The organism is Telluria sp. RB2R28, from assembly GCF_059685835.1.
The window spans coordinates 202998-229679 of the sequence record NZ_JCASIK010000004.1; the positions used below are offsets into that span (position 1 = coordinate 202998).

Below are 26682 nucleotides of genomic sequence, written 5' to 3' on the forward strand. Positions count from 1 at the left end.
CGCAGATTATAGCCCGCCCAAAAAGCGCCGGATCGTCCCCGGCTGCAAATTGGGCCGCCGCCTCAGTCGCTTCAGGGCTGCTCGCGCACGGGAATCGGCACGTTGCACAGGTCGATCGCGCCGGCCGCGACCTTGCTCCACGGCCCGCCGCGATTGCGCTGGGCGTCGATCACGGCCTGGAACGCAGCGCTGTCCGAGCGCATGACTTCGAGCTTGCTGCGCTCGGCGGGCGGCACGTCCGCTGCCATACGCACACTGGCGAGCGGCGTGCGCTGTTCGGCCTTCTCGTAGAAGCCCGAAGCGCCGGTCCCGCGCGGCATGACGGTCAGTAGCGGCATGCCGGCCACGATGCGGCCCACGACCGTGATGTTGCGGTCCAGGTGGCGCGGCGCGTGGCCGATCACCGTGTAGAGCTGCGAGCCGTTGCCGGTATCGGCACCATTGTCGCGCGCCACGCCAATCATTGCGTAGCAGTGCGGCAGCCAGGTTTGCCGGGTCGCCGGATTGCGTGCAACGGGAAAGCCATCGACGTGGCCGACCTGCGGCGCGTAGACGTCGCGTTCCTTCAGGCGCGTGAAGGTGTCGCTCTTCGTGTACGGCACGGTGAATTCAGCGGCGACGGTCTTGGCGGCCTTGAACGGGCGCGGCTTTTCTTCATCCGGGTCGCCCCATTGCACGACGAAGCCATCCTGCGCGCGCATCACCCACAAGCCGTCGAAGTAGCGCTCGCGTACCAGCGCGCGGATATTGGCCACCGTGTTCGGCGCGAAGCGCGGCGCCAGTTCGATGACGACGCGGCCTGTTGGCAGTTCGATGTACATCGTGTTCTCGGGATCGAGCGCGCGCCACTCGGCCGCTTTGGACGCCTTGACGACATCGGCCACCGTCAGCCTGGGCGGCAATTCCTGCTCGGCCTTGGCCGCTGCGGCGTGTGTGCTGGCGATGGCCAGCAGCGCGCACAGTGCCGCGCCGACGGTTGCGTGGATCGTGTTCTTTTTTGATGACACTGCCTGCATCTGCTCTCCCTGTCGCGGCAGCGCCGCTTTTGTAAGTATCGGGCAATTGTAATCGAGGGCAAAGCGCGCAGGGCGGGTGATGCAAGGATGGTATGAGGTGTTGTCGCGCAGGCCAGCAAACCAGCCGATCCGGACATTAAATGTCCGATGTTGCCGCAGCGCACTCAAGTTACCCGCCCCTGGTCCGATAAAGGATGGAGAGAATCAAACTATCCGAAAATCACATGCGTAACCTGATCGCACTTTGTACGCTGGGCCTGGTCACTGCCCTGGCACAGGCGAACGAACCGACACCGAAGACCGCCAAGCCTGTGGCCGAGCCGGCCAAGCCTGCGATCGCGTCCATTCGGCCGAACCTCAAGCCCGCTGCTGCGCCTGCTGCTGCTGCCGCTACGCCCGCGAAATCCGAAGAGGATAGCGAGGTCGACCTGTCGGTACGCATCGCCGAAAAGCTCGCCGAGCTGCGCGCCAAGCAGGCCCTGCGCGCCGAAGAAGCCGCGCGCGCCCGCAAGGCGGCCGACGCACGTCGCAAGAAGGAAGCGGCGATGGTGGCGGCCGTGGCCGTCGAAGCAGCCAAACCGAAGAACGGCACGCACTGGAGTTATGACGGCGAGTTCGGACCCGAGAACTGGTCCAAGATCAATACGGCGTGGGCAGCCTGCAATGCAGGCAATCGCCAGTCGCCGATCGACCTGCGCGACGGCATCAAGGTTAACCTCGAGCAGATCACGTTCGACTATCAGCCGAGCTCGTTCAACGAGATCGACAATGGCCACACGGTGCAGGTCAATGTCGCGGGTGGAAATTTCCTGACCGTGGGCGGCACCACGTATGAGCTGCAGCAGTTTCACTTTCACCGGCCGGGCGAAGAACGCGTGAATGGCCGCGGCACCGAGATGGTGGTGCACCTGGTGCACAAGAGCTACGACAACAAGATCGCCGTGCTGGCGGTACCGCTCGAGCGTGGCGACGCCAATCCGATGATCCAGACCGTGTGGAACAACCTGCCGCTGGAAAAGCTGACGACCGTGACGCCATCGATCGTGCTGAATGTGAACGAGATCCTGCCGGCGCGGCGCGACTATTTCACGTATATGGGTTCGCTCAGCGAGCCGCCCTGTACCGAGAACGTGCTGTGGATCGTGATGAAACAGCCGATGACGGCCTCGCCGCAGCAGATGGCCCTGTTCTCGCGCCTGTATCCGTACAATGCGCGGCCTGTGCAGCCGAGCAATGGACGGATGATCAAGGAATCAATGTAACTGCGCGATGTAACGGCGCTCAGCTGACCCGGTAGCGGCCTTCCCAGGCCGCGCCAGGTTCGAGCTGCACCGGCGTCAGCTGCGCCGGTTCGATGCAGACGAAGCGCTGATACTCTTCATCTTCCATGTCCGGCAGCGCCGCCGTGTCGGCCGCGCCCGGATTCCACACGACTGCATCGGAAAAGCCTTCCTGCTCGAGCGTCAGCACGCGCGCCCAGGTGCCCAGGAAGATGGTGTCGTCGACCTGTTCGTACACCACGTCGAGCTTGTCGGCGATCGACAGCGTGCCGGCTTCGAGCCCTTCGATGCGCACGTCGGCCAGGTGCGGCACGAGGTGGTAGCTGTGCAGCGCCGCCGCAAACGGGAACGCTGCGTCGCCCGTGTTACGCACGTTCAAGGCCATGATCAGTTCGTTGGCGCGCACGGCCACGCGCAGTTGCAGCGCGAACCGGTGCGGCCAGGCGCCTGCCATGGCTGGCGGCAGATCGGCCTCGTTCAGGCCAAACACGGCCCACGCCGCGCCATCTTCGACGCCGCTGTCTTCGAGGCGCCAGGTGGACACGCGCGCAAAACCATGGCGCATGCCGTCGCCGCGCTCGGCGAACTGCGGAAAGATGACCGGCACGCCACCACGGATCGCGCGGCTGCCGTCGAGCGCCGAGCGGGCGCTCAGGAACACGCGCTCGCCACCGTCGGCGCCATGCCACGAGACCAGGTGCGCGCCGTACAGCGTGACGACGGCGGTGGCGCCGTCGGGCGCCGTAATGCGGATCGCGGGCAGTTGCCCGAAAGTGATGTGGTCCATGTCAGGTCTGGCGGCTCTTGGCCATCGGCGGGTTGTCGGCGAAATAACGGCGGATGCCGTTCGTGATGGCGTTGGCCAGCTGGTCCTGGTAGCCGTTGTCGTTCAGGCGCGCTTCTTCTTGTGGATTCGAGATGAACGCGGTCTCCACCAGAATCGACGGGATGTCCGGTGCCTTCAGCACGGCAAAGCCGGCCTGCTCGACCGACGCCTTGTGCAGCCGGTTGATGCCGCCGATTTCGCGCAGCACGGCCTTGCCGAGCTTGAGGCTGTCGGTGATCTGCGCCGTCGTCGACAGGTCGAACAGCACGCTGGCAAGCTGCTTGTCGGCGCTGCCGCCGGCCAGGTTCACGCCGCCCACGAGGTCGGCCCGGTTCTGGTCACTGGCCAGCCAGCGCGCGGCGCTGGAACTGGCGCCTTTTTCGGACAGCACGAACACCGACGAGCCGCTTGCCGTTGGCGAGACCCAGGCGTCGGCGTGGATCGACACGAACAGGTCGGCCTGCACCTTGCGCGCCTTTTGCACGCGGGTGTTCAGGGGTACGAAGAAGTCGCCGTCGCGCGTCAGCATCACGCGGGTGTTGGGCAATTGTTCGAGCTTGGTCTTGAGGCGCTTGGCCACTTCGAGCACGATGTCTTTTTCGCGGCTGCCATTGGCGCCGATCGCGCCCGGGTCTTCGCCGCCGTGGCCCGGGTCGAGCGCGATGGTGACCATGCGCGCCACTTTCTGGGGCTGGCGGGCGCTGGCCCTGCCGGGCGTGGGCTGCACTGCCTGGGCCGGCGGTGTACCGCGCAGGCCCGAGATCTCGGCTTCGAGCCGGGCGATGGCATCGGGCGCGGCGTTCGGCTGCGTGCGCGGCGCCACTGGCGGTGGGGTCGGGATCTGTACCGGCGGCGTGGCGGCGACGATGGCGCCTGCTGCTGCAGCCGTGCCCGGGCCGATGGCCCCGGACGGCGGCAGCACGGTGGCCGGCATCGTGGCGCCCGGCGGGCCGGACACCGGGTCGCCCAGCGCCGGCGTGCCCGCCGCCACGGTCTTGGTCGGGCCGGTGCTCCATTCGCCGCTTTCGATCATCGCCGCGATCGGGTCGACTGGCGTCACGGGATACAGGTCGAAGATCAGGCGGTGCTGATAGCCGGCCACGGGCGCGAGTGTAAACACCTGCGGCTTGACCTCGGCCTTGAGGTCGAACACCAGGCGCACGACGTTCGGCCGGTTCTGGCCCACGCGCACCTGCTTGATGTACGGGTCGTTCGATTCGATCTTGGCCACCAGGCTCTTGAGCGTGGGGTTCAAGCCCAGGCCGTCGATGTCGACGACCAGGCGCGGCGGATCGGGAATCAGGAAGTGCTCGGTCTTGAGGTTGGTGTCGTTTTCGAGCGTGACGCGGGTGTATTCGGGCGCGGGCCAGACACGCACCGCCAGGATCTGGTTGGCGCTGGCGGGCAGCGGCGCGACGACGGACAGCAGCAGCGTGCCGCCGGCCTTGAGCATGACGCGGCGGCGTGCGGACGCAGTAGTTACTGGGGCGGCGGGAGGAAAGCGAGACGATCGAGGCATAGCAGGCCTAATTCAGACAACGCTTGCAATTCTACAGCACGGCCGTTTCCGCTGACGCTCAGCAGTAAACGGATGTCCGGCGGCGGTAACACGGGCTCGCCTTTTTCGGGCCATTCGACGATGCAGACGTTGTGGCCGTCAAAATCTTCGCGAAAGCCGGCGTCCAGGAATTCTTCCGGACTCGACATGCGATATAGATCGTAGTGGATCACGCTCAGCGGATTGTCGTCAAGCATCACGTTGTATGGCTCCGACAACGTGTAGGTCGGGCTCTTGACCGTGCCCGTATGACCCAGCGCGCGCAGCAGGGCGCGGGTGAGGGCGGTCTTGCCGGCGCCCAGGTCGCCGTGCAGGTAGATGACGAGGCCCGGCGCCAGCGCGCGGGCTAGCGCGCCGCCCAGTGCGTTGGTGGCGGACTCGTCCGGCAAATAGTGGTGCTGGTGCGCTTTGATGGGCTGCATGGCATAAAATAGCGTGTTGTACTGCATTCTGCTGCATTCTTTTCTTGTGGTGTTCTCACCCCGGTATGGCCGATTCCCCAACCTCATCTGTCGATCTGCCCCAGCTAGCGCGCGCCATCAAGGGATGGGGCGTGGGGCTGGGCTTTGCCGACGTGCGCATTGCCGATGTCGATCTGGGGCACCTCGAAGCAGGCCTGCAAGCCTGGCTGGATGCGGGCTACCACGGCGAGATGGATTATATGGCAACCCACGGCATGAAGCGTGCGCGGCCGGCCGAACTCGTGCCCGGCACCGTGCGCGCGATCGTGGTGCGGATGGACTACCTGCCGACCGAACGCCAGGGCGACTGGCGCGCCGGGGAACGCCTGCGCCAGGCTGACCCGAACGCCGCTGTCGTGTCGGTGTATGCGCGAGGCCGCGACTACCACAAGGTGCTGCGCAACCGCCTGCAGGCGCTGGCCGAGAAAATTCAGGAGAACATCGGGCCGTTCGGGTTTCGCGTGTTCACCGATTCGGCGCCCGTGATGGAATTGCCGCTGGCCGAAAAAGCCGGCCTGGGCTGGCGCGGCAAGCACACGCTGCTGCTGTCGCGCGCGGCCGGTTCAACCTTCTTCATCGGCGAAATCCTGATTGACCTGCCGCTGCCGGTCGACCCACCCACCGGCAAGCATTGCGGCGGCTGCACCGCCTGCATCGACATGTGCCCGACCGGCGCGATCCTGGGGCCGGGCAAGCTCGACGCGCGGCGCTGCATCTCGTACCTGACGATCGAGCTCAAAAGCAGCATCCCCGAAGAGTTGCGCCCGCTGATCGGCAACCGCATCTACGGCTGCGACGATTGCCAGGTGGCGTGCCCGTGGAACAAGTTCGCGCAGCGGGCACAGGTGCCCGATTTCGATGAGCGCAACGGCCTGGGCGAGGGCGACCTGATCGGCCTGTTCGCGTGGGAAGAGGCCGAATTCAACCGGCGCATGGAAGGCAGTCCGATCCGCCGCATCGGGCACGAGCGCTGGTTGCGCAATCTGGCGGTGGGGCTGGGCAATGCGGCGCAGCAGTTGCGCGGCGATGCAGCCATCGTGGCAGCGCTGCAAACGCGGGCCGAGCATCCATCCGAGCTGGTGCGCGAGCATGTGGCGTGGGCGCTGGCGCGCCACGGTGCCTAGCCGCCATTCGGCTACCTAGACTGCAATGCGTTTCAGGCGCAGCGCCGACCAGTCACCATCGATGGAAATCATGGCTACGCCGGTGATGCCATGCTCCTTGGCATAGGCATTGATCGAATCGCGGTTGATGTCGGTCGCTTTCGAGGCCGTCTGCTTCAGGTACGCGATCCAGAGCGAGCCGGTGTCACTCAGCTGTTGTTTGGCGAGCGGCAGGTAATGCGCGAGGTCGTTCTGGCCCAGGCAAAACATCAGGATGACGTCGAACGGCCCGTCCCCTTGTTTGACGATGTCGGCCGGCATCTGCGCCGTCATGGTCGGATTGGCTTGGCCATTGAGCACCAGCATCGATTTCGCCGTGCGTAAAAACATCTTGTCTGCAACTGTCTTTTCGTTCATGCGCGTTTCCTGAAAAAGCCTGTGCATCGCGGCGCCATGGCCACGGCGCGTTCAGACATTATTTTACAAGGCTGTTGCGCACCCTTCAGACCCTTTACGCGCAGGAAATGAAGACAGTGTGAAGGCAGCGCGAGCGCGCCGCCGGTAGTTACTTGAGCAGGCCGGCCAGTTCGACCGCCGTCTTGACCTGCATCTTGTCGAAGATATGGGCCCGGTGCACCTCCACCGTGCGCATGCTGATGCCGAGCTTGTCGGCCACGACCTTGTTCATCATGCCGGCCAGGATCAGGTCGAGCACCTCGCGTTCGCGCGTCGACAGCGTCGCCAGCCGCGCCTGTACTGCAGCGGACGTGGCCGCTTTGCGCGAGGCGGCCAGCGCTTCTTCCACACGGTCCATCAAGACATTGTCATTGAACGGTTTCTCGAAGAAATCAAAAGCGCCGCGTTTGAGGGAGTCGACCGCCATCGGCACTTCGCCGTGGCCGGTCAGAAAAATCACCGGCAGGCGCGGCAACAGGCCGCGGCCGATCAACTGGTCGAACACGGCAATGCCGTTCATGCCGGGCATGCGCACGTCGAGCAGGACGCAGTCGCCGCTGACGTCGAGGTCCTTGATGACGTCGAGAAATTCCTGGCCGCCGGGATAGCTGCGCACGTTCAGGCCGCGCGATTGCGCCAGCCATGCGAGCGAATCGCGTATGACTTCTTCGTCGTCGACGATGTGCAGCATGGGGGTCTCCGTAATAGTCGGGCAGGGCGCCGCACGCGATTCTAGCCGACCGCCCGGCTTGCTGCCTGCGCCGGCAGCGAAAACGTGAACACGGTGCCCCCGGGCGGGTACGGCGCATGGCTCAGGGTGCCGCCATGGAACTCGATCGCGGTGCGGCAAATCGACAGCCCCATACCCATGCCCTCGGCCTTGGTCGAATAGAACGGCGAATACAGCCGCTCGGCCACTTCGGGTGAAATGCCGTGGCCGCGGTCGATCACCGAGACGGCCACCTGGTCGTCGATGTGCGCCGCCTCGATGCGCAGCACGCGCTGGTCTTGTACGGTGTCCTGCATGGCCTGGATGCCGTTGCGCGTGAGGTTCAGCAGCACCTGCTCGAGCAGGACGCGGTCGGCCAGCACGGACGGCAAGCCAGGCGGCAAGTGTACGCGCAGCACCACGCCGGCCTGGCGGGCCTGCAATTCGATCAGCGCATGCACGCTGGCAATCACGCTGCGGATCGTCAGTTCCTGGCGCAGCGGTTCGCGTTTCTTGACGAACTCGTGCACGCTGCGGATGATGTGCCCGGCGCGCTGGGCTTGCTGGCGCGCCTGTTCCAGGGCGTGGCGCAGCATGCCGGGTTTGACTTCCAGGCCGGTGCCGGCGGCGCGGTCGAGCATGTTCAGTGCGCCCACCGTGTAGCTCGAGATGGCCGCCAGCGGCTGGTTCAGTTCATGCGCCAGCATCGAAGACAGCTCGCCCATCGTGGCCAGGCGCGCGCTGGCCTGCAGCTTTTCTTCCTGCTGGCGATTGAGTTCTTCGACGCGCTTGCGATCGGTGATGTCGAGTACCGAACTCATCCAGCCGGTATGGCGCCCGTCGACATCGACCAGCGGCGACTCGAACACCAGCACCGGCACGCGCACTTCGTCCGGGCGCTGGAACACGGTCTCGAACTGCGGCGTGACCTTGCCCGACAGGATGCCCTGGAAGCGGTCCTCGTATTCGGCCATCGCTTCCGGCGCCCAGTACGCCATCGGCGGCTTCTTGCCGATCAATTCTTCCTGCGACAGGCCGACGATCTGGCAAAAGGCGCGGTTCACGTACGTCACGCGGCCTTCGAGGTCGCGCGCGCGCAAGCCCGTGAGCAGCGAGTTTTCCATCGCCGTGCGAAACGCCATCTGCTGGCGCAGCGCGGCCTCGGCCGCCAGCGTGCGCGAGATGTGGCGCCACAGTGCTGCCAGGCTCATCAGCAAGCCAAGCGCCAGCACGATCACCGAGCCCACCAGCAGATTGGGCAGCAGTTGCGGCGCGCGCTTGACGCTGTTGGTCGACAGCACCAGTTGGGCGCCGGGCAGGTCGAGCTCGCGCTGGTGCGTGTAGACGTTGCGGCCCGGACCGCCCGACGCGCGCCGCGCCACCGGCAATTCGTTACGGTCGAGCAGCGTCAGCGCATTGTCCTGCGCAAACCACCACGGCACCGTTTCATCCAGCAGCACCTGCAGGCTGTAGGTCGCCACCAGGCTGCCGGCGAACTGGCCGCCGCGAAACAGCGGCAGGTAGTAATCGATCACGCCGTGGGTGGAGGCCGTCGCGCCATACGGGACGCTGTAGCGGCCGCGCCGGATCGAGCGCGCCATCTCGCCGGCCAGCAAGGTGGCAGGGGGCAGGCCGGCGGCAGGCAGGTCGCTGCCGTGGATGGCTTGCTGGACGCCGTCGGCATCGCTCCAGACGACGCGCACCAGCTCGGGGCCATTGGTGAACATTTGCCGGAAGCGCGCCGTCAGCTTGGCCGGCGGCAGCGGCGCGACGACCAGGTCGGCGCCCAGCGCAGCCAGCGCTTCCTCGCTGCGCGCCAGCTCGAAGCGCAGTGTCTGCTCGACCCACAGCGTATCGGCAATCAATTGCTCTTGCCGATCGTTGCTTTCCATCTGGCGCGCCTGCCATGGCAGCCAGATCAGCACAGCCAAAAACAGCAGCACCAGCAGGATCGGCACCATCCAGCGCAGGAAGCGCCAGCCGCGCGAGCGCGCACGCGGCTCGGGCTCGGCGTCCAGGTCGTCTGTCGCCCCGGGCTGGATGAACGGAAATTTCATGCAAGGTCCTGTTTTGGTTACACTGTCGGGCGCATCGTGGCATCGCCGCGATGGCGGGCAATGCGGCATGTGCCAGTGTAACGTTTCATCAGGAAGAATCGAACCGTCATGCAACTCAATCTCCCGGCCGTGCGCGCGCTGTGCGCTGCGTTGGCCGCAGCCGCCAGCATGAATGCCTGGGCACAAGGGCCGATCGTTATCAAGTTCAGTCACGTGGTGGCGCCGGATACGCCCAAGGGCCGCGCCGCCGAGCGGTTCAAGGCGCTGGCCGAGCAAATGACGCGCGGCCAGGTCAGGGTGGAAGTCTATCCGAACAGCCAGCTGTACAAGGACCGCGAAGAACTCGAGGCGCTGCAACTGGGCGCGGTGCAGATGCTGGCGCCGTCGCTGGCCAAGTTTTCGCCGCTGGGCGTGCGCGAATTCGAAGCGTTCGACCTGCCGTATATTTTTCCGGACAAAGCGGCGCTGTACAAGGTGACGGAAGGGCGCATCGGGCGCGAGCTGCTGCGCAAGCTCGAACCGAAGGGAATCACCGGCCTGGCCTTCTGGGACAACGGTTTCAAGGTCATGTCGGCCAATCAGCCGCTGGTTGCGCTGAAGGATTTCGACGGTGTGCGCATGCGTATCCAGGCCTCCATGGTGCTCGATGCGCAGATGCGGGCGCTGGGCGCGCAGCCGATGGTGCTGGCGTTTTCCGAAGCCGCGCCGGCGCTGCGCGATGGCGTGGTGGAAGGCACCGAAAACACGCCGTCGAACATGTACACGCAGCGCATGCACGAAACGCAGAAACACCTGACCGTGTCGAACCACGGCTATCTGGGGTACGCCGTGATCGTCAACAAGAAATTCTGGGACGGCTTGCCGGCAGCGACGCGCACGATCCTGGCGCGGGCGATGCGCGAAGCGACCGTGTACGAAAAGCAGATCGCCCAGCGCGCCAATGACGAGTCGATGGAAAAAATCCGCCAGGCCGGCACGACCGTGATCCATACGCTCAATCCGGCGCAGCAGGCCGAATGGCGCCGCGCATTGCAGCCGGTGTACGGCCAGATGGAAAACAGGATCGGCAAGGAGACCGTACATGCTATCCTGCGCGAAGTTGCACGGTGAGCGTCAGTTCCTGGTCACCAAAGCATTTTGTTTATAAGTAAAACAATTTTGTGTTGTTGTGACCTAAAAGATACATTTTCTATAAGCATTTGCGTTATCATGGCGCTCATACGCACTGAAGTGGTGCGGTGCAGGGCCAGCAACAAGCAGTACAGGTTTTGGGGGAGCATTGCTATAAGAACGGTACTCGTACCGGAGAATATTCGAGGAGACACCACGTTTTACAGAAGTCGTTGGTACTGCCAAACGACCGGGAACGTGACCCGAATTGGAGCGCACCTGATGGTGCGCTTTTTTTTCGCCTGTTTTTCGTTTCCTGATGCCAAACGACTGGCCGCGCACTCGCTGCGGCGGGTAAGATGCCGGGGTGCCTGCCAGCGGGATGGTCCCGTTGCGGTGCACTGCCAACCGCCGCCATGAAGCCAGATCGCGCCTCCCTGTTGTTCAACGCCATCGTACCGGCGCCCTTTGGCGCACTGGGCATTCGCACGGCCGACGACAAGGTGTGCGAGCTGGTCTACCTGCCGCCATCGTTCGCTGAAAAAAGCGCCGACAGCGCGCTTGCCGACCGGGCAGCGCAGCAGGTCGCGCGTTATCTGCAGGATCCCGATTTTATGTTCGACCTGCCGCTGCTGGAAGCCGGCACTGAATTCCAGCGCAAGGTCTGGCAGCACATCCACGCGATCCCGCGCGGCGCCGTGCACACCTATGGACACGTGGCGCGCGTGATCGGCTCGGCCCCGCGCGCCGTCGGCCAGGCCTGCGGCGCCAACCGGTTCCCGCTCGTGATCCCGTGCCATCGCGTCACCGCCACCGGCGGCCTGGGCGGCTTTGCCAACCAGGATGACGAAAACGGTTTTCATTTGTCCGTCAAACGCTGGTTGCTGCGCCATGAAGGCGCCACCGCAAGCCCATGGCAGCAGCAGTCGATCTGGCCCTGATCGACGAGTTCTGCGACACGCTCTGGCTGGAACAGGGCCTGGCCAAGAACTCGCTCGACGCCTACCGGCGCGACATGCGCCTGTTCGCCACCTGGCTGCACGCGCGCCAGCCCGACCGTGGCCTGCTGGCTGTCGGCGCGGACGACCTGGCCGCCTATTTTGCCGACCGCCATCCCGACTCACGCCCGAGCACGGCCAACCGCCGGCTGTCGGTGCTCAAGCGCTTCTATGGCCTGGCGCTGCGCCGCAACCGGATCGACGTCGACCCGTGCCTGAAGATGGCCTCGGCGCGCCAGCCAACCCGGTTCGTGCACACGGTGAACGAAAGCCAGGTCGAGGCGCTGCTCGCTGCGCCCGATGTCGCCACGCCGCTGGGCCTGCGCGAGCGCACGATGCTCGAGCTGATGTATGCCAGCGGATTACGGGTGTCGGAACTGGTGGCCCTGAAGCTGGTCGAAGTGAGCTTGAACGATGGCGTGCTGCGGGTGACGGGCAAGGGCAGCAAGACGCGCCTGGTGCCGTTCGGCGAAGAGGCGCGGCGCTGGATCGAGCGCTACCTGAAGGATGCACGCGGCATCATCCTCAATGGCCAGATGGACGACGCCCTGTTCGTTACCAGCCGCGGCGGCCCGATGACGCGCCAGATGTTCTGGATCCTGATCAAGAAGCACGCAAAGAAAGCCGGCATCACCGGACCGTTGTCGCCGCACACGCTGCGCCACGCATTCGCCACGCACCTGCTCAACCATGGCGCCGACCTGCGCGTGGTGCAACTGCTGCTCGGCCACGCCGATATCTCGACCACGCAGATTTACACCCATGTGGCGCGCGAACGACTCAAGCGCCTGCATACCGAACACCACCCCCGCGGTTAGCGTTAAGGCAAGCCGGGATCGGCGCGGTAGTCCATAATGGCCGGTCAGGACGGTAGCCCCTACCGATCCATCATATCGAGGTGACTATGGCACGGAATAATTTTCAATACGAAAAACGGCAACGGGAACTCGACAAGAAGCGCAAGGCCGACGACAAGGCCAAGCGCAAGCTCGAACCAAAGAATGACGTCGATGCCGATGGCAACGCCATCGTGCAAGACAGTGACAACAACGACAGCAACAACGACAGCACCAGCGAGGTCGCGGCCCCGGCAGCCCTGCCTGCCAGCCCGGCCTGACGTCATCGTTGAACTAACGGCGGCGATTGCGGTCTGATCCATCTGAATGCGATAAGCGATCAGCTGGCTGTCCGACCTGGTGGCACGGCGCAATTGCCCCGTTGTCGGCGCGCCGTTTGCCGCTTCGCCGACACGACGTGTCATGCGGCATGCCAATGACAGGCTTGTCTTCCTGATTGCTGCCACTGTCCAAGCGAAAGGCGCTGCCGTGAGCGAATTACTGCCAGAGTCCCCGGATCGTCCGCCAGCCAGACAGGAAGGGCTCGACGCGCAGGCCAGGCTTGACGGACTTGACGGACTTGACGGGCAGGGGCCCGACAGGCTTGACGGGCGGAGACTCGACGGGCTTGACGGCGTTGGGCACCATTCATCCACCCTCGGCTGGCTCTACCATTTCGTCACTGCCCTTGAACTGGCACCGGCGGTTGCCGTGCACTCGATGGACCGCGCCGGCATCATCCGCTTCTGGAACCATGCCAGTGAAGAACTCTATGGCATCCGCGCCGCCGATGCCGTCGGTCGGGCGTTTCGCGACGTGGCGTTCCACCCCGGCCGCCAGCCCGAATTCGACGACGTGATCGCCACCATCTGGCGTACCGGGCAGGCGCCGCAGGCGAGCGACTGGCTGGTGCAGTCGCCGACTGGCCGCCGCCATTGGGTCTATTCCTGCTACTACCCCGTCATGCACGACGACGTGATCGAAGAAATCTTCTGCATGGAAGTCGACATCACGGCGCGCAAAGAGGCCGAGACCAATCTCGAGCAGGGCGCGCTGGTGTTCCAGAATGCGCGCGACGCCATCATCATGATGGACGCCGAGTACCGCGTGCGCGCCGTCAATGGCGCCTTCACCGCCATCACCGGGCATGCCCCCAAGCAGATCATCGGCCAGCCTTTTGCCAGCCTGGGCTGGGGCGTCGACGACGGCTTCTACGAGCGCATCTGGGCCGAGCTCGAAGGCGCCGACTACTGGGAAGGTGAACTGGCCAGCGCGCGCAGCAATGGCGAGCGCTATCCGGTACGCGTCGCGCTCACGGCCATTCGCGATGCGCATGGCGACGTCTCGGGCTATATGGCGATGCTGTCCGATATCAGCGAGCGCAAGCGCATTGAGGAGCAGGTGCGCCACCAGGCCGAGCATGACGCCCTTACGGGCCTGCCCAACCGCATCCTGTTGCTGGACCGGTTGCACCAGGCACTGGCCACCTGGCGCCGCCAGGGCAGCCGCTGCGCCGTCATGTTCCTCGACCTGGACAAGTTCAAGGCCATCAACGATACCCACGGCCACCAGGCCGGCGACATCGTGCTGCGCGAAGTGGCGCTGCACGTGCGTGCCTGCGTACGCCAGGTCGACACCATCAGCCGGCTGGGCGGCGACGAGTTCGTCGTGCTGCTGGCCGACATCAAGGGCGCCGACCAGGCTGCCTGCGTGGCCGTCGCCGTGACCCAGGCCGTGGCGCTGCCAATCGACATCGGCGGCCAGGAAGTGACGCTATCGGCCTCGATCGGCATCGCGCTGTGCCCGGACGATGGCGCCGAAGTCGATACCCTGCTGCACCACGCCGATGTCGCCATGTACCACGCCAAGCAGAACGGGCGCGGCAGCTTCCAGTTTTTCAGCCCGGCCATGAACGCCCACGTGATCGAGCGCGTCGAGCTTGAAAACCGCTTGCGCCAGGCCCTCGACGGCAACGAGTTCATGCTTCAATACCAGCCTGAAATCGAAGTGGCGACCGGGCGCGTGACGTCGGTCGAAGCATTGCTGCGCTGGCGTCATCCACAACGGGGGCTGTTGTTGCCGCACGAATTCCTGTCGGTGGCCGAAGATTCCGGGCTGATCGTCCCGATCGGCGAATGGGTGCTGCGCGCCGCGTGTCGGCGGGCCCGCGCATGGCGCCATGCCGGTTCGACCGCCACGGTGGCGGTCAATCTGTCCGATGTCCAGCTGGCGCATGACGGCTTGCTCCCGGCAATCGACGCCGCACTCGGGAGCGCCGGCCTGCCGCCGGCCGCGCTTGAGCTCGAGATCGCAGAAGACGCGTTGATCCGGGGCGAGCCGGCGTTTGGCGCCACGGCGCTGGCGCTGCACGCACGCGGGGTGCAGCTGAGTGTCGACCGTTTCGGTACTGGCCTGTCGAGCCTGGAAGCATTGCGGCGCTTTCCGTTGACCAAATTGAAAATCGACCGCAGCTACGTGGGCGATGTTGTGCACGATCCCGTGCATGCCGCCATGGTGCCAGCCATCATCGCGGTGGCACGCAGCCTGCAGCTGCGGGTGGTGGGGGAGGGCGTGGAAACCGCCGAGCAGCTCGACTTTCTGCGCCGGCATGGGTGCGACGATTACCAGGGGTTCTATGCCAGCGCGGCCAGTACGCGGCCGAACCTGAGCCCGCACCGGGCCTGGTATATGAGGCCTTAGTGCGGAGGCCGTGATGCGGCGGCCTTGATGCGGCAGCCTTAGTCGAACAGCCGGATCCTGGCCAGCACCTGCCCGTGGTCCGACGATTCTGGCAATGCCAGGTTCAGGTGGTCGTTCAGATACACCACGTCGATGACTTCGCCGATCGCTTCGGGCAGCGCCGGATTGAATTCGGGCGACACCAGGATATGGTCGATCGTCGAGTGGCGCGTGTCGTGCAGGATCGAAAACCCCACATGGCGCTGGTGATCGAGCCGGCGCTGCACCTGGCTCGCGTCATACAGGCGCTCGGCCTGCGGTGTGCCCGCACCCAGCACGATTTCGGTCGTCACCGAATCGGCCACATCGTTGAAGTCGCCCAGCACGATGCGCGGGCGGCGGTGCGTGTGCGCCATATCTGTCAGCAGCACGCGCAGCGCGGTGGCCTCGGTGCCGCGCCGGATCAGCGAGCGCAGGCATGCCAGCGCGTACAGGTGCGGGTCGGCCCCGCTGTCGCTCGAGCGGTAATCGGGGCGGCGCGATTTTAAATGCACGACGATCACGTCGATCACCACGCCCGACGGCGCAATCACGCCCGCATGCAGCGGCGCGCGCGTAAAGCGATCGGGGTCGCGGCTACCGGGTGGCATCGTGACATTGGCCGGAAACTTGCCCAGTTCGGTGCCCGGCTCGGCCAGCGGCAGGCGCGAGACCAGGGCCACGCTGGGCGTGAGGCGCGCCGCGCCCGGGTCGGGATCGAAGCCGATATGGTGCGCGTCGCGATAGCGCCGTGTGCGCTGCAGGACTTCCGCCAGCACGCTCTGCGAAAAAATTTCTTGAAAGCCGATCACGTCGGCATTGATCAGGTCGAGCTGGTGCGCCGTCCAGTCCAGTTTGGCTTCGTATTCGTCGGCCGTGGTGGGTGCCAGATTGTCGTACAAGCGTGCACCGGGTGGTGCCAGATTGAAAGTGTTGAAGGTGGCAAACCGAAGTTCTTCCTGCATAATAGAAACCCCTATTGTTCGTCTTTAGCGTAACACGCATGGCCAAGAAAGAGCACGTCTCCGAGACCCCCGCCACCCAATTCCTGCGCAAGCATGGCGTGGCGTTTTCCGAGCATCCGTATGCGTACCAGGAGCACGGCGGTACATCGGTCTCCTCCAGCGCGCTGGGCGTGCCGGAACATGACGTGGTCAAGACCCTGGTCATGCAGGATGAAGCAGCCAGGCCATTGATCGTGCTGATGCACGGCGATTGCAAGGTGTCGACCAAGAATCTGGCCCGCGCCATCCCCTGCAAGTCGGTCGAACCATGCAAGCCGGATGTGGCCCAGCGCCATTCAGGGTATCTGGTTGGTGGAACATCGCCGTTCGGCATCCGCAAGGCGATGCCGGTGTATGTCGAGGAAAGCATCCTGCAGCTCGACAAGATCTATATCAACGGCGGACGCCGCGGCTATCTGGTGGGCATCGATCCGCGCGTGCTGGTCGATGTGCTGCAGGCGCAACCGGTGATCTGCGCCATTGCCGAGTAGCTTCGCCGCACGCATCCGATGGTGTATATTCACGCACCAATTTCCGGTACAAGAATGAGCTCGATACCGGCGCCCACGAAAGAGACACGATGAACACCCTGATTGCCACCATTGCCGCCTATTTGCTCGGTTCGATTTCCTTCGCGGTCGTGATGAGCCGCGCGTTCGGCCTGTCCGATCCGCGCACGTATGGCTCGAAAAACCCCGGCGCCACCAATGTGCTGCGCAGCGGCAGCAAGAAGGCCGCGATTGCCACGCTGGTCGGCGACGCGGCCAAGGGCTGGCTGGCCGTCTGGCTGGCGGTGCGCTATGGCTACGACTACGGGCTGGACGATACCGGCATCGCGCTGGTGGCCATCGCCGTGTTCATCGGCCACCTGTGGCCCGTATTCTTCCGCTTTGTCGGCGGCAAGGGCGTGGCCACTGCGCTGGGCGTGCTGCTCGGCATCAATCCATGGCTGGGCCTGGCGACGCTGGCCACCTGGATGATCATCGCGTATGCGTTTCGCTACTCGTCGCTGGCAGCCCTGGTGGCCGCGGTCTTCGCGCCCTTGTACTACGGCCTGCTGTTCGGCGTCGATGCCATTCTGCTGGCCGTGATCGTCATGAGCGCGCTGCTGGTCTGGCGTCACAGCGGCAATATCGGCAACCTGATCGCCGGCAAAGAGTCCAAGCTTGGCAGCAAGTCAGCCGCGGCCAAGAAGTAGGGTGGGCGCGGCCGGCGAGGCGGCTCTGCCGTCCACGCGTTCAAATAAATCTAATGCGCCACTACATCCCGTGAAGCTGAACGCGTGGACGGCATAGCGGCCTGGCCGACCGCGTCCACCTTAACGGGATGAGCAGCGTGCGCGGGGTTTTTACGGAGGCGTTACCATAGTCGGCAATAGCGGCACATTCGTGCCGCGCCGGACAGAAAGGTGGTACGCCGTGACCAAGCAACTCAGGATTGATTTCGTATCGGACGTCTCGTGCCCATGGTGCGCAGTCGGTCTCAAATCGCTCGAACAGGCACTGTTGAACGTGGGCGACGACGTGCGCGTCGACCTGCATTTCCAGCCGTTCGAACTGAACCCGAACATGCCGCCGGAAGGCCAGGACATCGTCGAGCACGTCACTGAAAAATATGGCGCCAGCCTCGAGCAGCAGGCATCCAGCCGCGAAATGATCCGCGAGCGCGGCGCTGCCGTGGGCTTCACGTTCGACATGGAGCGGCGCGGCCGCATCTACAACACCTTCGACGCGCACCGCCTGCTGTCGTGGGCCGAAGAAGAAGGCAAGCAACGCCAGCTCAAGGTCGCGCTGCTCGAAGCGTATTTCACCCGCTGCGAAGACCCGAGCAACCACGCCGTGCTGCTGCGCGCGGTCGAGAGTGTGGGCCTGGAGCGCGAGACGGCAGCCCGTATCCTGGCGTCGGACGAGTACAAGGACGAAGTGCGCGAGCGCGAGCAGTTCTTCCTGAACGCCGGCATCAAGTCGGTGCCAGCCGTGATCATCAACCAGAAACACCTGATTTCGGGCGGCCAGTTGCCTGAAGTCTTCGAGCGCGCGCTGCGCGAGATCCCGGGCCTGGAAACGCCGGCCGACGCCGTCGCTTAAGTCAGATCGAGGACCACCGGCTGGTGGTCCGACGCCGCCGTCTCGGACTGCACGTCAACGGCGGTCAGGCGCGGCGCCAGGTCGTCGGTGACGAAGAAATAATCGTAGCATTCAGGCCGCTCGGGCCACGGATACCCGTGCAGCCCGGTGGTCGGCGCGCGCGCCATGGCGCCGTGCACGACGCGCCAGGCATCGACCAGCGCCAGGGCGCTGCCTTCCGGCGGGGCCAGCAGCGCCGCGTAATCCGGTGCATCGGGCGCGAAATTGAAGTCACCACACAGGATCGCCGAGCCGGGTCGAAAGCCCAGCTGGTATGGCGCGTCGAGGTTCGGATCGGGCTGGAACAGCAGGGCTCTGGCGCTGGCCTCGGCATGCAGTTCGCGGATGCGGTTGACCTGCGCCATGCGCTGGACGGGCGAATAATATTCGAGATGCGTCGTGAGCAGGCGCAGCTTGCCGCCAGGTGCTTCGACAACAGTTTCGAGCAGGCCGCGCGGCATGCCGGCCGCATGGTCCGGATCAGCCGGCCACGGCAGCAGGTGACGGTGCACCTGCGAGATGCGGTACTTGGACAGGATCAGATTACCGAACAGGCGCGGGACATTGTTCTGGTAAATCTCGCTCGGCGTGTGCTCCATCGCGTGGTAGCCGCCGAAGGCGCCGGCGAGTTGCTTGAACTGGTTGGCGCTGGCGCTGCCTTCGAGCTCGGGGTGATTGGCAGCCACCTCTTGCAGGCAAATCACATCGGGGTTCAGGCGGCGCAGCACGTCGATCATCGCGTGAATGCGGATCCGACCGTCCTTGCCACAACCCCAATGAATATTCCAGCTGACTACGCGCATTGCTCACCTCCGTAAAACTTGATCGACGGATATTGCCACCGTTTTAATGGCAACGGTCACACCGTAGGATCGGTGTCAGACAGGCAAGTTCAATGTTGGCGGCAGGCTGTTTCTCGTGGCTTAAGGCTGGTTGTGGGACTGTATTCAGGCCGCTTCGAGCTCGTCCAGCGGCCAGCGCGGACGCACATTGAACGCATAATCACGCTGTGCCAGCGCTGGGTTGCGCTCAAGACGCATCGCGCCGGCAAACGCGATCATCGCGCCATTGTCGGTGCAAAATTCCAGCTCCGGATAATAGACCTTGAACTTGCGTTTGGCCGCCGCCGCATTGAGCGACGCGCGCAATTGCTTGTTGGCGCCGACGCCGCCGGCGATCACCAGCCGGCTCAAACCCGTGTGCTTCATGGCGCTCACGCACTTGGCGGTGAGCACGTCGACAATCGCATCGACAAAGCCGCGCGCGATGTTCGCCTTGTCCTGTTCGGGGATATCCGCAATCACCTTGACGTCGTGGTTCTTGACGACGGTAAGCACCGCCGTCTTCAGGCCCGAAAAGCTGAAGTTGAAATCTTTGCTGTGCAACATCGGCCGCGGCAGTTTGTAGGCCGCCGGATCGCCACGCTCGGCCAGTTGCGAGATCGCCGGGCCGCCCGGATACCCCAGGCCCAGCAGCTTGGCCGATTTGTCGAAGGCTTCGCCGGCAGCATCGTCCAGCGTTTCGCCCAGCAGCGTGTAGCTGCCCACGCCATCGACGCGCATCAGTTGCGTGTGACCGCCCGAGACGAGCAGGGCGATGAACGGGAAGTCCGGTCGTTCCGACGCGAGCAGCGGCGAGAGCAGGTGGCCTTCGAGGTGATGCACGCCCAGCACCGGCTTGTCGAGCGCGAGCGCCAGGCTGCACGCCACCGACGAGCCGACCAGCAGCGCGCCGGCCAGGCCAGGGCCTTGGGTATAGGCGATGGCGTCGATGTTCGAGGCCGGCAGATTGGCACGCTTGAGCACCTCGTCCAGCAGCGGAATGGCGCGCCGGATATGGTCGCGCGACGCCAGTTCGGGCACCACGCCACCATATTCTTCGTGCATCGCGACCTGCGAGTGCAGGGCGTGGGACAGCAGGCCGCGCTCGGTGTCATACAGAGCAAAGCCGGTTTCATCGCAGGAGGATTCGACGCCGAGAACGATCATGTGGAAAGCCAGGTGGATTGAGCGGAACCGGGCATTCTACCGCAGGGCGGAGGGCGCCGCCGCCCACCCTGCGGATGTTGCTTGGTTTCTTACGGACGCTGCAGCAATTCCTTGTGCGCTTCACGCAGCATGGTTTCGGTTTCTTCCCAGCCGATGCAGCCGTCGGTGACCGAGCAGCCGTAGGTCAGCTGCGACAGATCGCTTGGAATCGACTGGCTGCCGCTGACGATGTTCGACTCGATCATCACACCCACCAGCGACTTGTTGCCATGACGGATTTGCTGGATGACGTCGGACATGACCAGCGGTTGCAGTTCCGGCTTCTTGTAGCTGTTGGCGTGCGAGCAGTCGACGACCAGATTGGCCGGCAGCTTGGCCTTGGTCAGCGCCTGTTCGGCAATGGCCACCGAAACTGAATCATAGTTCGGCCGGCCACCGCCGCCGCGCAGCACGACGTGGCCATAGGCGTTGCCGCTGGTGCGCACGATCGACACGGAGCCCTGGCCATTGATGCCCAGGAACGCGTGCGGGTTCGATGACGACAGCACCGCATTGATGGCGATGCTCACATCGCCATCGGTGCCGTTCTTGAAGCCCACTGGTGTCGACAGGCCGGACGACATTTCGCGGTGCGTCTGCGATTCGGTCGTGCGCGCGCCGATGGCGGTCCAGGCGATCAGGTCGCCCAGGTATTGCGGCGAGATCGGGTCGAGCGCCTCGGTGGCGGTTGGCAAGCCGATTTCGCAGACATCCAGCAGGAACTGGCGCGCCCGCTCCATGCCGACTTCGACGCGGAACGAATCGTCCATGAACGGGTCATTGATATAGCCCTTCCAGCCGGTGGTCGTGCGTGGCTTTTCAAAGTACACGCGCATCACCAGCACCATCGTCTCGCTGACTTCATCCTGGAGCGCCTTGAGGCGGCGCGCATAGTCGAGGCCGGCTTCGGGATCATGGATCGAGCACGGGCCCACGACGACGAACAGGCGCTTGTCCTTGCGATCCAGAATGTTGCGCAGCGTTTCGCGGCCCTGCATCACGGTGGCATAGGCGCGTTCGTTCAGCGGCAGGGTGGTATGCAGCTCGACCGGCGTTGGCATGCGGGCGAACGAGCTGACGTTGGTATTTTCGATTTGTGGCGTACTGGTCATGATGCGATCTATATTTCTTTTGGGGGATGGATCAGTGTAAGCGGAAATTGCTGTATGTGCACATGCGCGGCCCCAAATGGCGGCGTCGGGCAGCGCTCTGCACCCGTGCGTGCTGCCGGAGTGCGACGTTCCCGTGTATCCTTTTGTCATGACTACCGATATCGAACGCTTTGTCGCAGCCCCCTTCATCAAGGAAATCGGCCGCGGCGTGAAAGGGGCGCGCAGCATGACGCGCGACGACGCGCACCGGCTGTACGCGGCCATCCTCGAGGGCCGCGTGTCCGACCTCGAACTGGGCGCCATTTTGCTCGCCATGCGCATCAAGGGCGAATCGGTCGACGAGCTGGCCGGCTTCATGGATGCAGCGAGCGCTGCGTTCACGCCGCTGCCGGCGCCACGCGGCGAATTCGCGCCGGTATCGATCCCCACTTACAACGGTTCACGCAAGCTGGCCAACCTGACGCCGTTGCTGGCGCTGCTGCTGGCGCGCGAAGGCGTGCCGGTGCTGGTGCATGGCGTGAGCAACGATCCGGGGCGCGTCACCACGGCTGAAATCCTGCACGAGCTGGGCGTGACCGACGCGACCACCGGCGCCGAGGTGCACAACGAATTCGTCCACGGCCGCGTGGCCTTCATGCCGATCGAGCATCTGGCCCCGGAACTGGCGCGCATGCTCGCGCTGCGCCGCGTGCTGGGCGTGCGCAATTCGACCCACACCATCGTCAAGATCCTGCAGCCATTCGACGGCCCGGCGCTGCGCCTGGTCTCGTACACGCACCCTGAATACCTGGTAACACTGGGCGAGTACTTCGAAGGCGTCGACAGTGAAACCCGGGGCGACGCATTCCTGATGCGCGGCACCGAGGGCGAAACCGTCGCCCACCCGCACCGCGCCCAGCGTATTGACTGGTTCCACGCCGGCCAGCGCGCCCTGCTGGTCGAGCGCGACGCGCCTACCGATGATCTGGCGATCGTGCCCGACGGCCGCGATGCGGCCACCACGGCCGCCTGGATCGGCGCCGCGCTGCGCGGCGAGGTGCCGGTACCGCCATCGATTGCCACGCAGGTGGCGTACTGCGTCGAAGTCTCGCGCAAGATCCGCGCGCGCAGCCTGCCAGTGACCGAGTAAAGGCCCACCGCGCCGCTGTTCGCCAATCCGCCACTGCCTTACAATGGCGGGTTGAGCAAAGGTGGTGGCAGGCATGGCAAATCAATTCGATGTGGCGGTAATCGGCGCGGGCGCGGCCGGAATGATGTGCGCGGCCGTGGCGGCGCAGGGCGGCAAGCGCGTGGTGCTGGTCGACCACGCCGCCAAGCTGGCCGAAAAGATCCGCATCTCGGGCGGCGGACGTTGTAACTTCACCAACGTCAATGCCGGGCCGCAGCATTATCTGTCGAACAATCCCCATTTCTGCCGCAGCGCGCTGTCGCGCTACACGGCGCAAGACTTCCTGGCGTTGGTCAAGAAATACCGGATTGCCCACCACGAAAAGCACCGCGGCCAATTGTTTTGCAACGATTCGGCCGAGCAGATCATCGCGATGCTGCGCGCCGAGTGCGACCTGGGCGGCGTCGAGTGGCGCATGCCGTGCAAAGTTGCCGGTGTGCGCAAGACCGACGACGGCTTTGCCATCGAGACCGACGCCGGTGAGTTATTGGTAGGTAATGTCGTCGTTGCCACGGGCGGCCTGTCGATCCCGAAGATCGGCGCGACCGATCTCGGCTATCGCATCGCCACGCAATTCGACCTGAAACTGATCGAGACCCGTCCGGGCCTGGTGCCGCTGACGTTCGACGGCCCGAGCTGGGAGCCGTTCGTGCCGCTGGCGGGCATCGCGCTCGAGGTCGAGGTCAGCACCGGCAGCAGCAAAGGCAAGGGCGCCCGGGGAGGGCACTTCCGCGAAGACTTGCTGTTCACGCACCGCGGCCTGTCCGGCCCGGCGATCCTGCAGATTTCCAGCTACTGGCAGCCGGGCACGCCGATCGTGCTGAACCTGTTGCCTGAAATGGACGTGGCCGACACGCTGATCGGCCTGAAGAAAACCGAGAAAAAGCAGCTGGGCAATGTGTTGACGCAGTGGCTGCCGGCACGCCTGGCCGAAGGCTTGCTCGCGGCCAATGGCTTTGACGCTACTGCGCGCCTGGCCGACATGGCCGATGCGAAATTGCGCGCGCTGGGCGACGCCATCAACCGCTGGGCCATCGTCCCGACCGGTTCGGAAGGCTACCGCAAGGCCGAGGTCACGCTGGGCGGCGTTGATACCCGCGGCCTGTCGCAGCAGACGATGATGGCCAACAATGTGCCCGGCTTGTACTTCATCGGCGAGACGGTCGACGTGACCGGTTGGCTCGGTGGTTACAACTTCCAGTGGGCCTGGGCATCGGGTGTGGCAGCCGGTCTGGCGGTGGCAAATAGTTGACACTTGAAAACACCACTTCGTGATTAAAGCTTCCACTGGACTGCAAACGATGCTAGAATTTCGTTCTTCCCTAAATCCAACGGTTTGATTTTTACATGACCACTATCCGCCTTAAAGAAAACGAGCCGTTCGAAGTCGCCATGCGTCGCTTCAAACGCACCATCGAAAAGACCGGTCTGTTGACGGAACTGCGCGCACGCGAGTTCTACGAAAAACCGACCGCAGAACGCAAGCGCAAGCTGGCAGCAGCAGTGAAGCGTCACTACAAGCGCATCCGCAGCCAGCAACTGCCGAAGAAACTGTACTAAGACAGTTCAGACGGCCAAGACCCGGTGACGGCATTGCCAGTCCCGGCGAGTCGCTGAAGTCCGCAAACCCGCTTCGGTTTCGCCGCAGCGGGTTTTGTCGTTTCACCCTTTTGAATACGGAGATCCCATGAGCTTAAAAGAACAACTGACCGAAGACATGAAAAGCGCCATGCGCGCCAAGGAAACCGGCCGCCTGGCAGCGGTGCGCCTGATCATTTCCGAAGTCAAGCGCAAGGAACTCGACGAGCAGACCCAGCTGGACGATACCCAGGTGCTGGCCGTGATCGAAAAAATGATCAAGCAGCGCAAGGATTCGATCAGCCAGTTTGAAGCCGGCAACCGTCCCGACCTGGCCGACATCGAGAAGGCCGAGATGGTCATCCTGTCGGCGTACATGCCGGCCGGTCTGTCGGACGAAGAAATCGCCGCCGAAGTCGCTGCGGCCGTCGCCGAAACCGGCGCGACCGGTCCGCAAGACATGGGCAAGCTGATGGGCGTGCTCAAGCCAAAGCTGGCTGGCCGCGCCGACATGACCGTGGTCTCCGGCCTGGTCAAGAAAGCCCTGGCTGGCGCGTAAGCGCCATCTGCAACGCGTCGTCCCTGCTCACCCTCGGGCAGGGACGACAACTTGTTGCATATCAATTTGCAGCAAGCGCTGCGGTATAGTCTGGCCCTAGACAAACACTGTGTAAGCTCAAGTGATTCCGCAAACTTTCATCACCGATTTGCTCAACCGGGTCGACATTGTCGATATCGTGGGCCGCTACGTCCAGCTCAAGAAGGGCGGGGCGAACTTCATGGGCCTGTGCCCATTTCACAACGAAAAGTCCCCCAGCTTCACGGTTAGCCCGACCAAGCAGTTCTATCACTGCTTCGGCTGTGGCGCGCATGGTACGTCGATCGGCTTCCTGATCGAATACTCGGGCATGGGCTTTGTCGATGCGGTGAAAGACCTGGCCCAGAACGTCGGCATGATCGTGCCCGACGTCGACGACAAGATCCCGCCGGCCCAGCGCGCCGCGCAGCAGGCGCAGTCGCTGGCACTGACCGATGCGCTGACGCAGGCGTGCGCGTTTTACCGCGCCCAGCTGCGCGAAGCACCGGACGCCATCGCGTATCTGAAGAACCGCGGCCTGACCGGCGAAGTGGCCGCCCGCTTCGGCATGGGCTACGCCCCGGCCGGCTGGGACAGCCTGCGCGCCGTCTTCCCCGAGTACGAGGCGCATGTGCTGGTCGAGTCGGGCCTCGTGATCGACAAGGTCGACGAAGAGGGCAACCGCCACAAACGCTACGACCGCTTCCGTGAACGGGTGATGTTCCCGATCCGCAATACTAAAGGCCAGGTCATCGGCTTTGGCGGGCGTGTGCTCGACGGCGGCGAACCGAAGTACCTGAACTCGCCTGAAACCCCGCTGTTCCAGAAAGGCCTGGAGCTGTACGGCCTGTTCGAAGCACGCCAGGCAATCCGCGACGCCGGCTATGTGCTGGTGACCGAAGGCTATATGGACGTCGTCGCGCTGGCCCAGCTGGGCTTCCCGCAAGCGGTGGCCACGCTCGGTACCGCCTGCACCAGTACCCACGTGCAAAAGCTGCTGCGCCAGACCGACGATGTGATCTTCAGCTTCGACGGCGACAAGGCCGGCCGCAAGGCTGCCCGTCGCGCGCTCGAAGCGTGCCTGCCGCAAGTGAGCGATAACAAGACCATCAAGTTCCTATTCCTGCCGCAAGAGCACGATCCAGACAGCTTCGTGCGCGAGCGCGGCGCAGAAGCCTTCGAGCAAGAAATTGCCGATGCGATGCCGCTGTCGCAATTCCTGCTGCGCGAAGTGACGCAGGAGCACGATCTCGACACGCCGGAAGGCCGCGCCAAGTCGCAGTTCGACGCCAAGCCGCTGCTGCAATCGATGACGCCGTCGAGCCTGCGCCTGCAGATCGTGCGCGGCCTGGCCAGCATGACGCAATCGTCGCCGGCGGAGATCGAAAGCCTGTTCGAGTTGTCCAAGCCAGTGGCCACCGCGCGCCGTGCGCCGCCGCGCCAGGGCCGGCCCGAGCCGGTAGGGCTGGAGCGCAAGATGCTGCGTATCCTGGTCGCGCATCCGCACCTGGCGCTGGAACTGGACGAAGTTGCGCTGAGTGCCTTCGACTATTTCGGCGAAGAGGGCGCCGATCGCCTGCGGCATCTGATCGACACCGCGCAGGCCCTTGGACAGCACGGCACGTTTGCCGCACTGTCACAACAGTTGCATGAAGTCACTAACGAGTATGATGGCATGATTGCCGAAATCGCCGCCGAACCCGAAAACGAGGTCGATGGCGATCGCATCGTCCTGCTCAGTTCGGTACGCCAAATCAAGATGGATTCGTTACGAGAAGAATTGAACCAGTTGTTTTCTGCCGGCTTGACCCCAGATCAGGTCAGTACTCGCTATCGCGAGATTACTGCCCAGCTGGACCTTCTGGAACGTGAAGCCACCGCGGCGATGGCACCCCGATGAACACGGGCTTTCTCCCCGTGGGCCAAGGCGCTCACGACTGGAAAAAGAAAGGGTGCGTGCTA

Annotated in this window: 26 protein-coding genes; 15 read left to right on the top strand and 11 right to left on the bottom strand. The window is 64.2% G+C overall.

Annotated elements, in window-relative coordinates:
* Positions 1-71 precede the first annotated feature (71 nt).
* A complete protein-coding gene (locus AC56LV_RS16630) occupies positions 72-1016 on the bottom strand; it encodes a peptidylprolyl isomerase (RefSeq protein WP_499559212.1) in 945 nt (314 codons plus the stop codon).
* A 224-nt stretch (positions 1017-1240) separates the two neighbouring features.
* Between AC56LV_RS16630 and AC56LV_RS16635 the strand changes: the two genes are divergently transcribed.
* The gene (locus AC56LV_RS16635; RefSeq protein WP_499559214.1) at positions 1241-2278 is read left to right on the top strand and encodes a carbonic anhydrase; all 1038 of its coding nucleotides are present in this window, start codon (positions 1241-1243) and stop codon (positions 2276-2278) included.
* Between the two features lie 19 nt (positions 2279-2297).
* Here AC56LV_RS16635 and AC56LV_RS16640 read toward each other — a convergent pair whose 3' ends face one another.
* From AC56LV_RS16640 to tsaE, 3 genes are read right to left on the bottom strand one after another with little or no spacing between them, the layout of a single operon-like run.
* The gene (locus AC56LV_RS16640; protein WP_499559216.1) at positions 2298-3083 is read right to left on the bottom strand and encodes a D-hexose-6-phosphate mutarotase; all 786 of its coding nucleotides are present in this window, start codon (positions 3081-3083) and stop codon (positions 2298-2300) included.
* 1 nt (position 3084) lies between these two features.
* The gene (locus AC56LV_RS16645; protein ID WP_499559218.1) at positions 3085-4641 is read right to left on the bottom strand and encodes an N-acetylmuramoyl-L-alanine amidase; all 1557 of its coding nucleotides are present in this window, start codon (positions 4639-4641) and stop codon (positions 3085-3087) included.
* The gene (gene tsaE / locus AC56LV_RS16650) at positions 4602-5102 is read right to left on the bottom strand and encodes a tRNA (adenosine(37)-N6)-threonylcarbamoyltransferase complex ATPase subunit type 1 TsaE (RefSeq protein ID WP_258835609.1); all 501 of its coding nucleotides are present in this window, start codon (positions 5100-5102) and stop codon (positions 4602-4604) included. Before tsaE ends, AC56LV_RS16645 begins: the two co-directional genes overlap by 40 nt.
* A gap of 65 nt (positions 5103-5167) precedes the next feature.
* Between tsaE and queG the strand changes: the two genes are divergently transcribed.
* On the top strand, positions 5168-6265 hold the full coding sequence (gene queG, locus AC56LV_RS16655; RefSeq protein WP_499559219.1) for a tRNA epoxyqueuosine(34) reductase QueG: 1098 nt from the start codon (positions 5168-5170) through the stop codon (positions 6263-6265).
* Between the two features lie 15 nt (positions 6266-6280).
* Here queG and AC56LV_RS16660 read toward each other — a convergent pair whose 3' ends face one another.
* The 3 genes from AC56LV_RS16660 to AC56LV_RS16670 all read right to left on the bottom strand — a co-directional run bounded on the left by AC56LV_RS16660 (position 6281) and on the right by AC56LV_RS16670 (position 9466).
* On the bottom strand, positions 6281-6661 hold the full coding sequence (locus AC56LV_RS16660; protein ID WP_499559221.1) for a DUF3052 family protein: 381 nt from the start codon (positions 6659-6661) through the stop codon (positions 6281-6283).
* A gap of 148 nt (positions 6662-6809) precedes the next feature.
* Positions 6810-7391: a response regulator transcription factor gene (locus AC56LV_RS16665; RefSeq protein WP_499559222.1), complete on the bottom strand. Its 582-nt coding sequence runs from the start codon at positions 7389-7391 to the stop codon at positions 6810-6812.
* Between the two features lie 41 nt (positions 7392-7432).
* Positions 7433-9466, bottom strand: coding sequence for a two-component system sensor histidine kinase NtrB (locus AC56LV_RS16670; RefSeq protein WP_499559224.1), 2034 nt, complete (start codon positions 9464-9466; stop codon positions 7433-7435).
* A gap of 108 nt (positions 9467-9574) precedes the next feature.
* Here AC56LV_RS16670 and AC56LV_RS16675 point away from each other — a divergent pair, with 108 nt between their 5' ends.
* From AC56LV_RS16675 to AC56LV_RS16695, 5 genes are all read left to right on the top strand, one after another.
* Positions 9575-10576 (top strand): TRAP transporter substrate-binding protein, encoded by a 1002-nt coding sequence (locus AC56LV_RS16675; protein ID WP_499559226.1) that lies wholly within the window; start codon positions 9575-9577, stop codon positions 10574-10576.
* A 416-nt stretch (positions 10577-10992) separates the two neighbouring features.
* Complete coding sequence (locus tag AC56LV_RS16680; protein ID WP_499559228.1) at positions 10993-11517, top strand: methylated-DNA--[protein]-cysteine S-methyltransferase; 525 nt, start codon at positions 10993-10995, stop codon at positions 11515-11517.
* Entirely contained in the window at positions 11490-12392 is a 903-nt protein-coding gene (xerD, locus tag AC56LV_RS16685; RefSeq protein WP_499559229.1) for a site-specific tyrosine recombinase XerD, read from the top strand. The genes AC56LV_RS16680 and xerD overlap by 28 nt, the downstream gene beginning before the upstream one ends.
* Before the next feature lie 86 nt (positions 12393-12478).
* Complete coding sequence (locus tag AC56LV_RS16690; protein ID WP_499559231.1) at positions 12479-12691, top strand: hypothetical protein; 213 nt, start codon at positions 12479-12481, stop codon at positions 12689-12691.
* A 208-nt stretch (positions 12692-12899) separates the two neighbouring features.
* A complete protein-coding gene (locus AC56LV_RS16695) occupies positions 12900-15110 on the top strand; it encodes a putative bifunctional diguanylate cyclase/phosphodiesterase (protein ID WP_499559233.1) in 2211 nt (736 codons plus the stop codon).
* 38 nt (positions 15111-15148) lie between these two features.
* On the opposite strand, the gene AC56LV_RS16700 is transcribed toward AC56LV_RS16695, so the two are convergent.
* The gene (locus AC56LV_RS16700; RefSeq protein ID WP_499559235.1) at positions 15149-16093 is read right to left on the bottom strand and encodes an endonuclease/exonuclease/phosphatase family protein; all 945 of its coding nucleotides are present in this window, start codon (positions 16091-16093) and stop codon (positions 15149-15151) included.
* A gap of 38 nt (positions 16094-16131) precedes the next feature.
* Between AC56LV_RS16700 and ybaK the strand changes: the two genes are divergently transcribed.
* The 3 genes from ybaK (at position 16132) to AC56LV_RS16715 (ending at position 18219) form a co-directional block, all read left to right on the top strand.
* Positions 16132-16623: a Cys-tRNA(Pro) deacylase gene (ybaK, locus tag AC56LV_RS16705; protein WP_499559237.1), complete on the top strand. Its 492-nt coding sequence runs from the start codon at positions 16132-16134 to the stop codon at positions 16621-16623.
* An 89-nt stretch (positions 16624-16712) separates the two neighbouring features.
* The gene (gene plsY / locus AC56LV_RS16710) at positions 16713-17330 is read left to right on the top strand and encodes a glycerol-3-phosphate 1-O-acyltransferase PlsY (RefSeq protein ID WP_499559239.1); all 618 of its coding nucleotides are present in this window, start codon (positions 16713-16715) and stop codon (positions 17328-17330) included.
* 220 nt (positions 17331-17550) lie between these two features.
* Entirely contained in the window at positions 17551-18219 is a 669-nt protein-coding gene (locus tag AC56LV_RS16715) for a DsbA family oxidoreductase (protein WP_332532329.1), read from the top strand.
* On the opposite strand, the gene AC56LV_RS16720 is transcribed toward AC56LV_RS16715, so the two are convergent.
* The 3 genes from AC56LV_RS16720 to AC56LV_RS16730 all read right to left on the bottom strand — a co-directional run bounded on the left by AC56LV_RS16720 (position 18216) and on the right by AC56LV_RS16730 (position 21397).
* On the bottom strand, positions 18216-19061 hold the full coding sequence (locus AC56LV_RS16720; protein WP_499559240.1) for an endonuclease/exonuclease/phosphatase family protein: 846 nt from the start codon (positions 19059-19061) through the stop codon (positions 18216-18218). The two genes, AC56LV_RS16715 and AC56LV_RS16720, sit on opposite strands and share 4 nt — an antisense overlap.
* A gap of 144 nt (positions 19062-19205) precedes the next feature.
* Entirely contained in the window at positions 19206-20246 is a 1041-nt protein-coding gene (tsaD, locus tag AC56LV_RS16725; RefSeq protein WP_499503699.1) for a tRNA (adenosine(37)-N6)-threonylcarbamoyltransferase complex transferase subunit TsaD, read from the bottom strand.
* A gap of 89 nt (positions 20247-20335) precedes the next feature.
* Positions 20336-21397 carry a 3-deoxy-7-phosphoheptulonate synthase gene (locus tag AC56LV_RS16730; protein ID WP_499455521.1) on the bottom strand — a complete coding sequence of 354 codons (1062 nt, stop codon included), beginning with the start codon at positions 21395-21397 and terminating at the stop codon, positions 20336-20338.
* A 148-nt stretch (positions 21398-21545) separates the two neighbouring features.
* On the opposite strand from AC56LV_RS16730, the gene ybiB reads away from it, so the two are divergent.
* The 5 genes from ybiB to dnaG all read left to right on the top strand — a co-directional run bounded on the left by ybiB (position 21546) and on the right by dnaG (position 26620).
* Complete coding sequence (gene ybiB, locus AC56LV_RS16735; RefSeq protein WP_499559242.1) at positions 21546-22526, top strand: DNA-binding protein YbiB; 981 nt, start codon at positions 21546-21548, stop codon at positions 22524-22526.
* Positions 22527-22599: 73 nt separating this feature from the next.
* Positions 22600-23817, top strand: coding sequence for a BaiN/RdsA family NAD(P)/FAD-dependent oxidoreductase (locus tag AC56LV_RS16740; protein WP_499559244.1), 1218 nt, complete (start codon positions 22600-22602; stop codon positions 23815-23817).
* 95 nt (positions 23818-23912) lie between these two features.
* The gene (rpsU, locus tag AC56LV_RS16745; protein WP_005665410.1) at positions 23913-24125 is read left to right on the top strand and encodes a 30S ribosomal protein S21; all 213 of its coding nucleotides are present in this window, start codon (positions 23913-23915) and stop codon (positions 24123-24125) included.
* A 127-nt stretch (positions 24126-24252) separates the two neighbouring features.
* Positions 24253-24702, top strand: coding sequence for a GatB/YqeY domain-containing protein (locus tag AC56LV_RS16750; protein ID WP_183556374.1), 450 nt, complete (start codon positions 24253-24255; stop codon positions 24700-24702).
* Positions 24703-24823: 121 nt separating this feature from the next.
* Positions 24824-26620, top strand: a complete 1797-nt coding sequence (gene dnaG, locus AC56LV_RS16755) for a DNA primase (RefSeq protein WP_499559246.1) — start codon at positions 24824-24826, stop codon at positions 26618-26620.
* The last annotated feature ends 62 nt before the right edge of the window (positions 26621-26682 follow it).

Bases quoted from the DNA above. Each gene is read 5' to 3' on its own strand.
- AC56LV_RS16675 (WP_499559226.1), top strand. From the start codon at position 9,575: ATGCAACTCAATCTCCCGGCCGTGCGCGCGCTGTGCGCTGCGTTGGCC.
- AC56LV_RS16665 (WP_499559222.1), bottom strand. From the start codon at position 7,391: ATGCTGCACATCGTCGACGACGAAGAAGTCATACGCGATTCGCTCGCA.
- AC56LV_RS16660 (WP_499559221.1), bottom strand. From the start codon at position 6,661: ATGAACGAAAAGACAGTTGCAGACAAGATGTTTTTACGCACGGCGAAA.
- ybiB (WP_499559242.1), top strand. From the start codon at position 21,546: ATGACTACCGATATCGAACGCTTTGTCGCAGCCCCCTTCATCAAGGAA.
- ybaK (WP_499559237.1), top strand. From the start codon at position 16,132: ATGGCCAAGAAAGAGCACGTCTCCGAGACCCCCGCCACCCAATTCCTG.
- xerD (WP_499559229.1), top strand. From the start codon at position 11,490: ATGGCAGCAGCAGTCGATCTGGCCCTGATCGACGAGTTCTGCGACACG.
- AC56LV_RS16670 (WP_499559224.1), bottom strand. From the start codon at position 9,466: ATGAAATTTCCGTTCATCCAGCCCGGGGCGACAGACGACCTGGACGCC.
- queG (WP_499559219.1), top strand. From the start codon at position 5,168: ATGGCCGATTCCCCAACCTCATCTGTCGATCTGCCCCAGCTAGCGCGC.
- rpsU (WP_005665410.1), top strand. From the start codon at position 23,913: ATGACCACTATCCGCCTTAAAGAAAACGAGCCGTTCGAAGTCGCCATG.
- tsaE (WP_258835609.1), bottom strand. From the start codon at position 5,102: ATGCAGCCCATCAAAGCGCACCAGCACCACTATTTGCCGGACGAGTCC.
- AC56LV_RS16740 (WP_499559244.1), top strand. From the start codon at position 22,600: ATGGCAAATCAATTCGATGTGGCGGTAATCGGCGCGGGCGCGGCCGGA.
- AC56LV_RS16645 (WP_499559218.1), bottom strand. From the start codon at position 4,641: ATGCCTCGATCGTCTCGCTTTCCTCCCGCCGCCCCAGTAACTACTGCG.
- AC56LV_RS16630 (WP_499559212.1), bottom strand. From the start codon at position 1,016: ATGCAGGCAGTGTCATCAAAAAAGAACACGATCCACGCAACCGTCGGC.
- AC56LV_RS16730 (WP_499455521.1), bottom strand. From the start codon at position 21,397: ATGACCAGTACGCCACAAATCGAAAATACCAACGTCAGCTCGTTCGCC.
- plsY (WP_499559239.1), top strand. From the start codon at position 16,713: ATGAACACCCTGATTGCCACCATTGCCGCCTATTTGCTCGGTTCGATT.
- AC56LV_RS16700 (WP_499559235.1), bottom strand. From the start codon at position 16,093: ATGCAGGAAGAACTTCGGTTTGCCACCTTCAACACTTTCAATCTGGCA.
- AC56LV_RS16640 (WP_499559216.1), bottom strand. From the start codon at position 3,083: ATGGACCACATCACTTTCGGGCAACTGCCCGCGATCCGCATTACGGCG.
- tsaD (WP_499503699.1), bottom strand. From the start codon at position 20,246: ATGATCGTTCTCGGCGTCGAATCCTCCTGCGATGAAACCGGCTTTGCT.
- AC56LV_RS16690 (WP_499559231.1), top strand. From the start codon at position 12,479: ATGGCACGGAATAATTTTCAATACGAAAAACGGCAACGGGAACTCGAC.
- AC56LV_RS16635 (WP_499559214.1), top strand. From the start codon at position 1,241: ATGCGTAACCTGATCGCACTTTGTACGCTGGGCCTGGTCACTGCCCTG.
- AC56LV_RS16720 (WP_499559240.1), bottom strand. From the start codon at position 19,061: ATGCGCGTAGTCAGCTGGAATATTCATTGGGGTTGTGGCAAGGACGGT.
- AC56LV_RS16750 (WP_183556374.1), top strand. From the start codon at position 24,253: ATGAGCTTAAAAGAACAACTGACCGAAGACATGAAAAGCGCCATGCGC.
- AC56LV_RS16680 (WP_499559228.1), top strand. From the start codon at position 10,993: ATGAAGCCAGATCGCGCCTCCCTGTTGTTCAACGCCATCGTACCGGCG.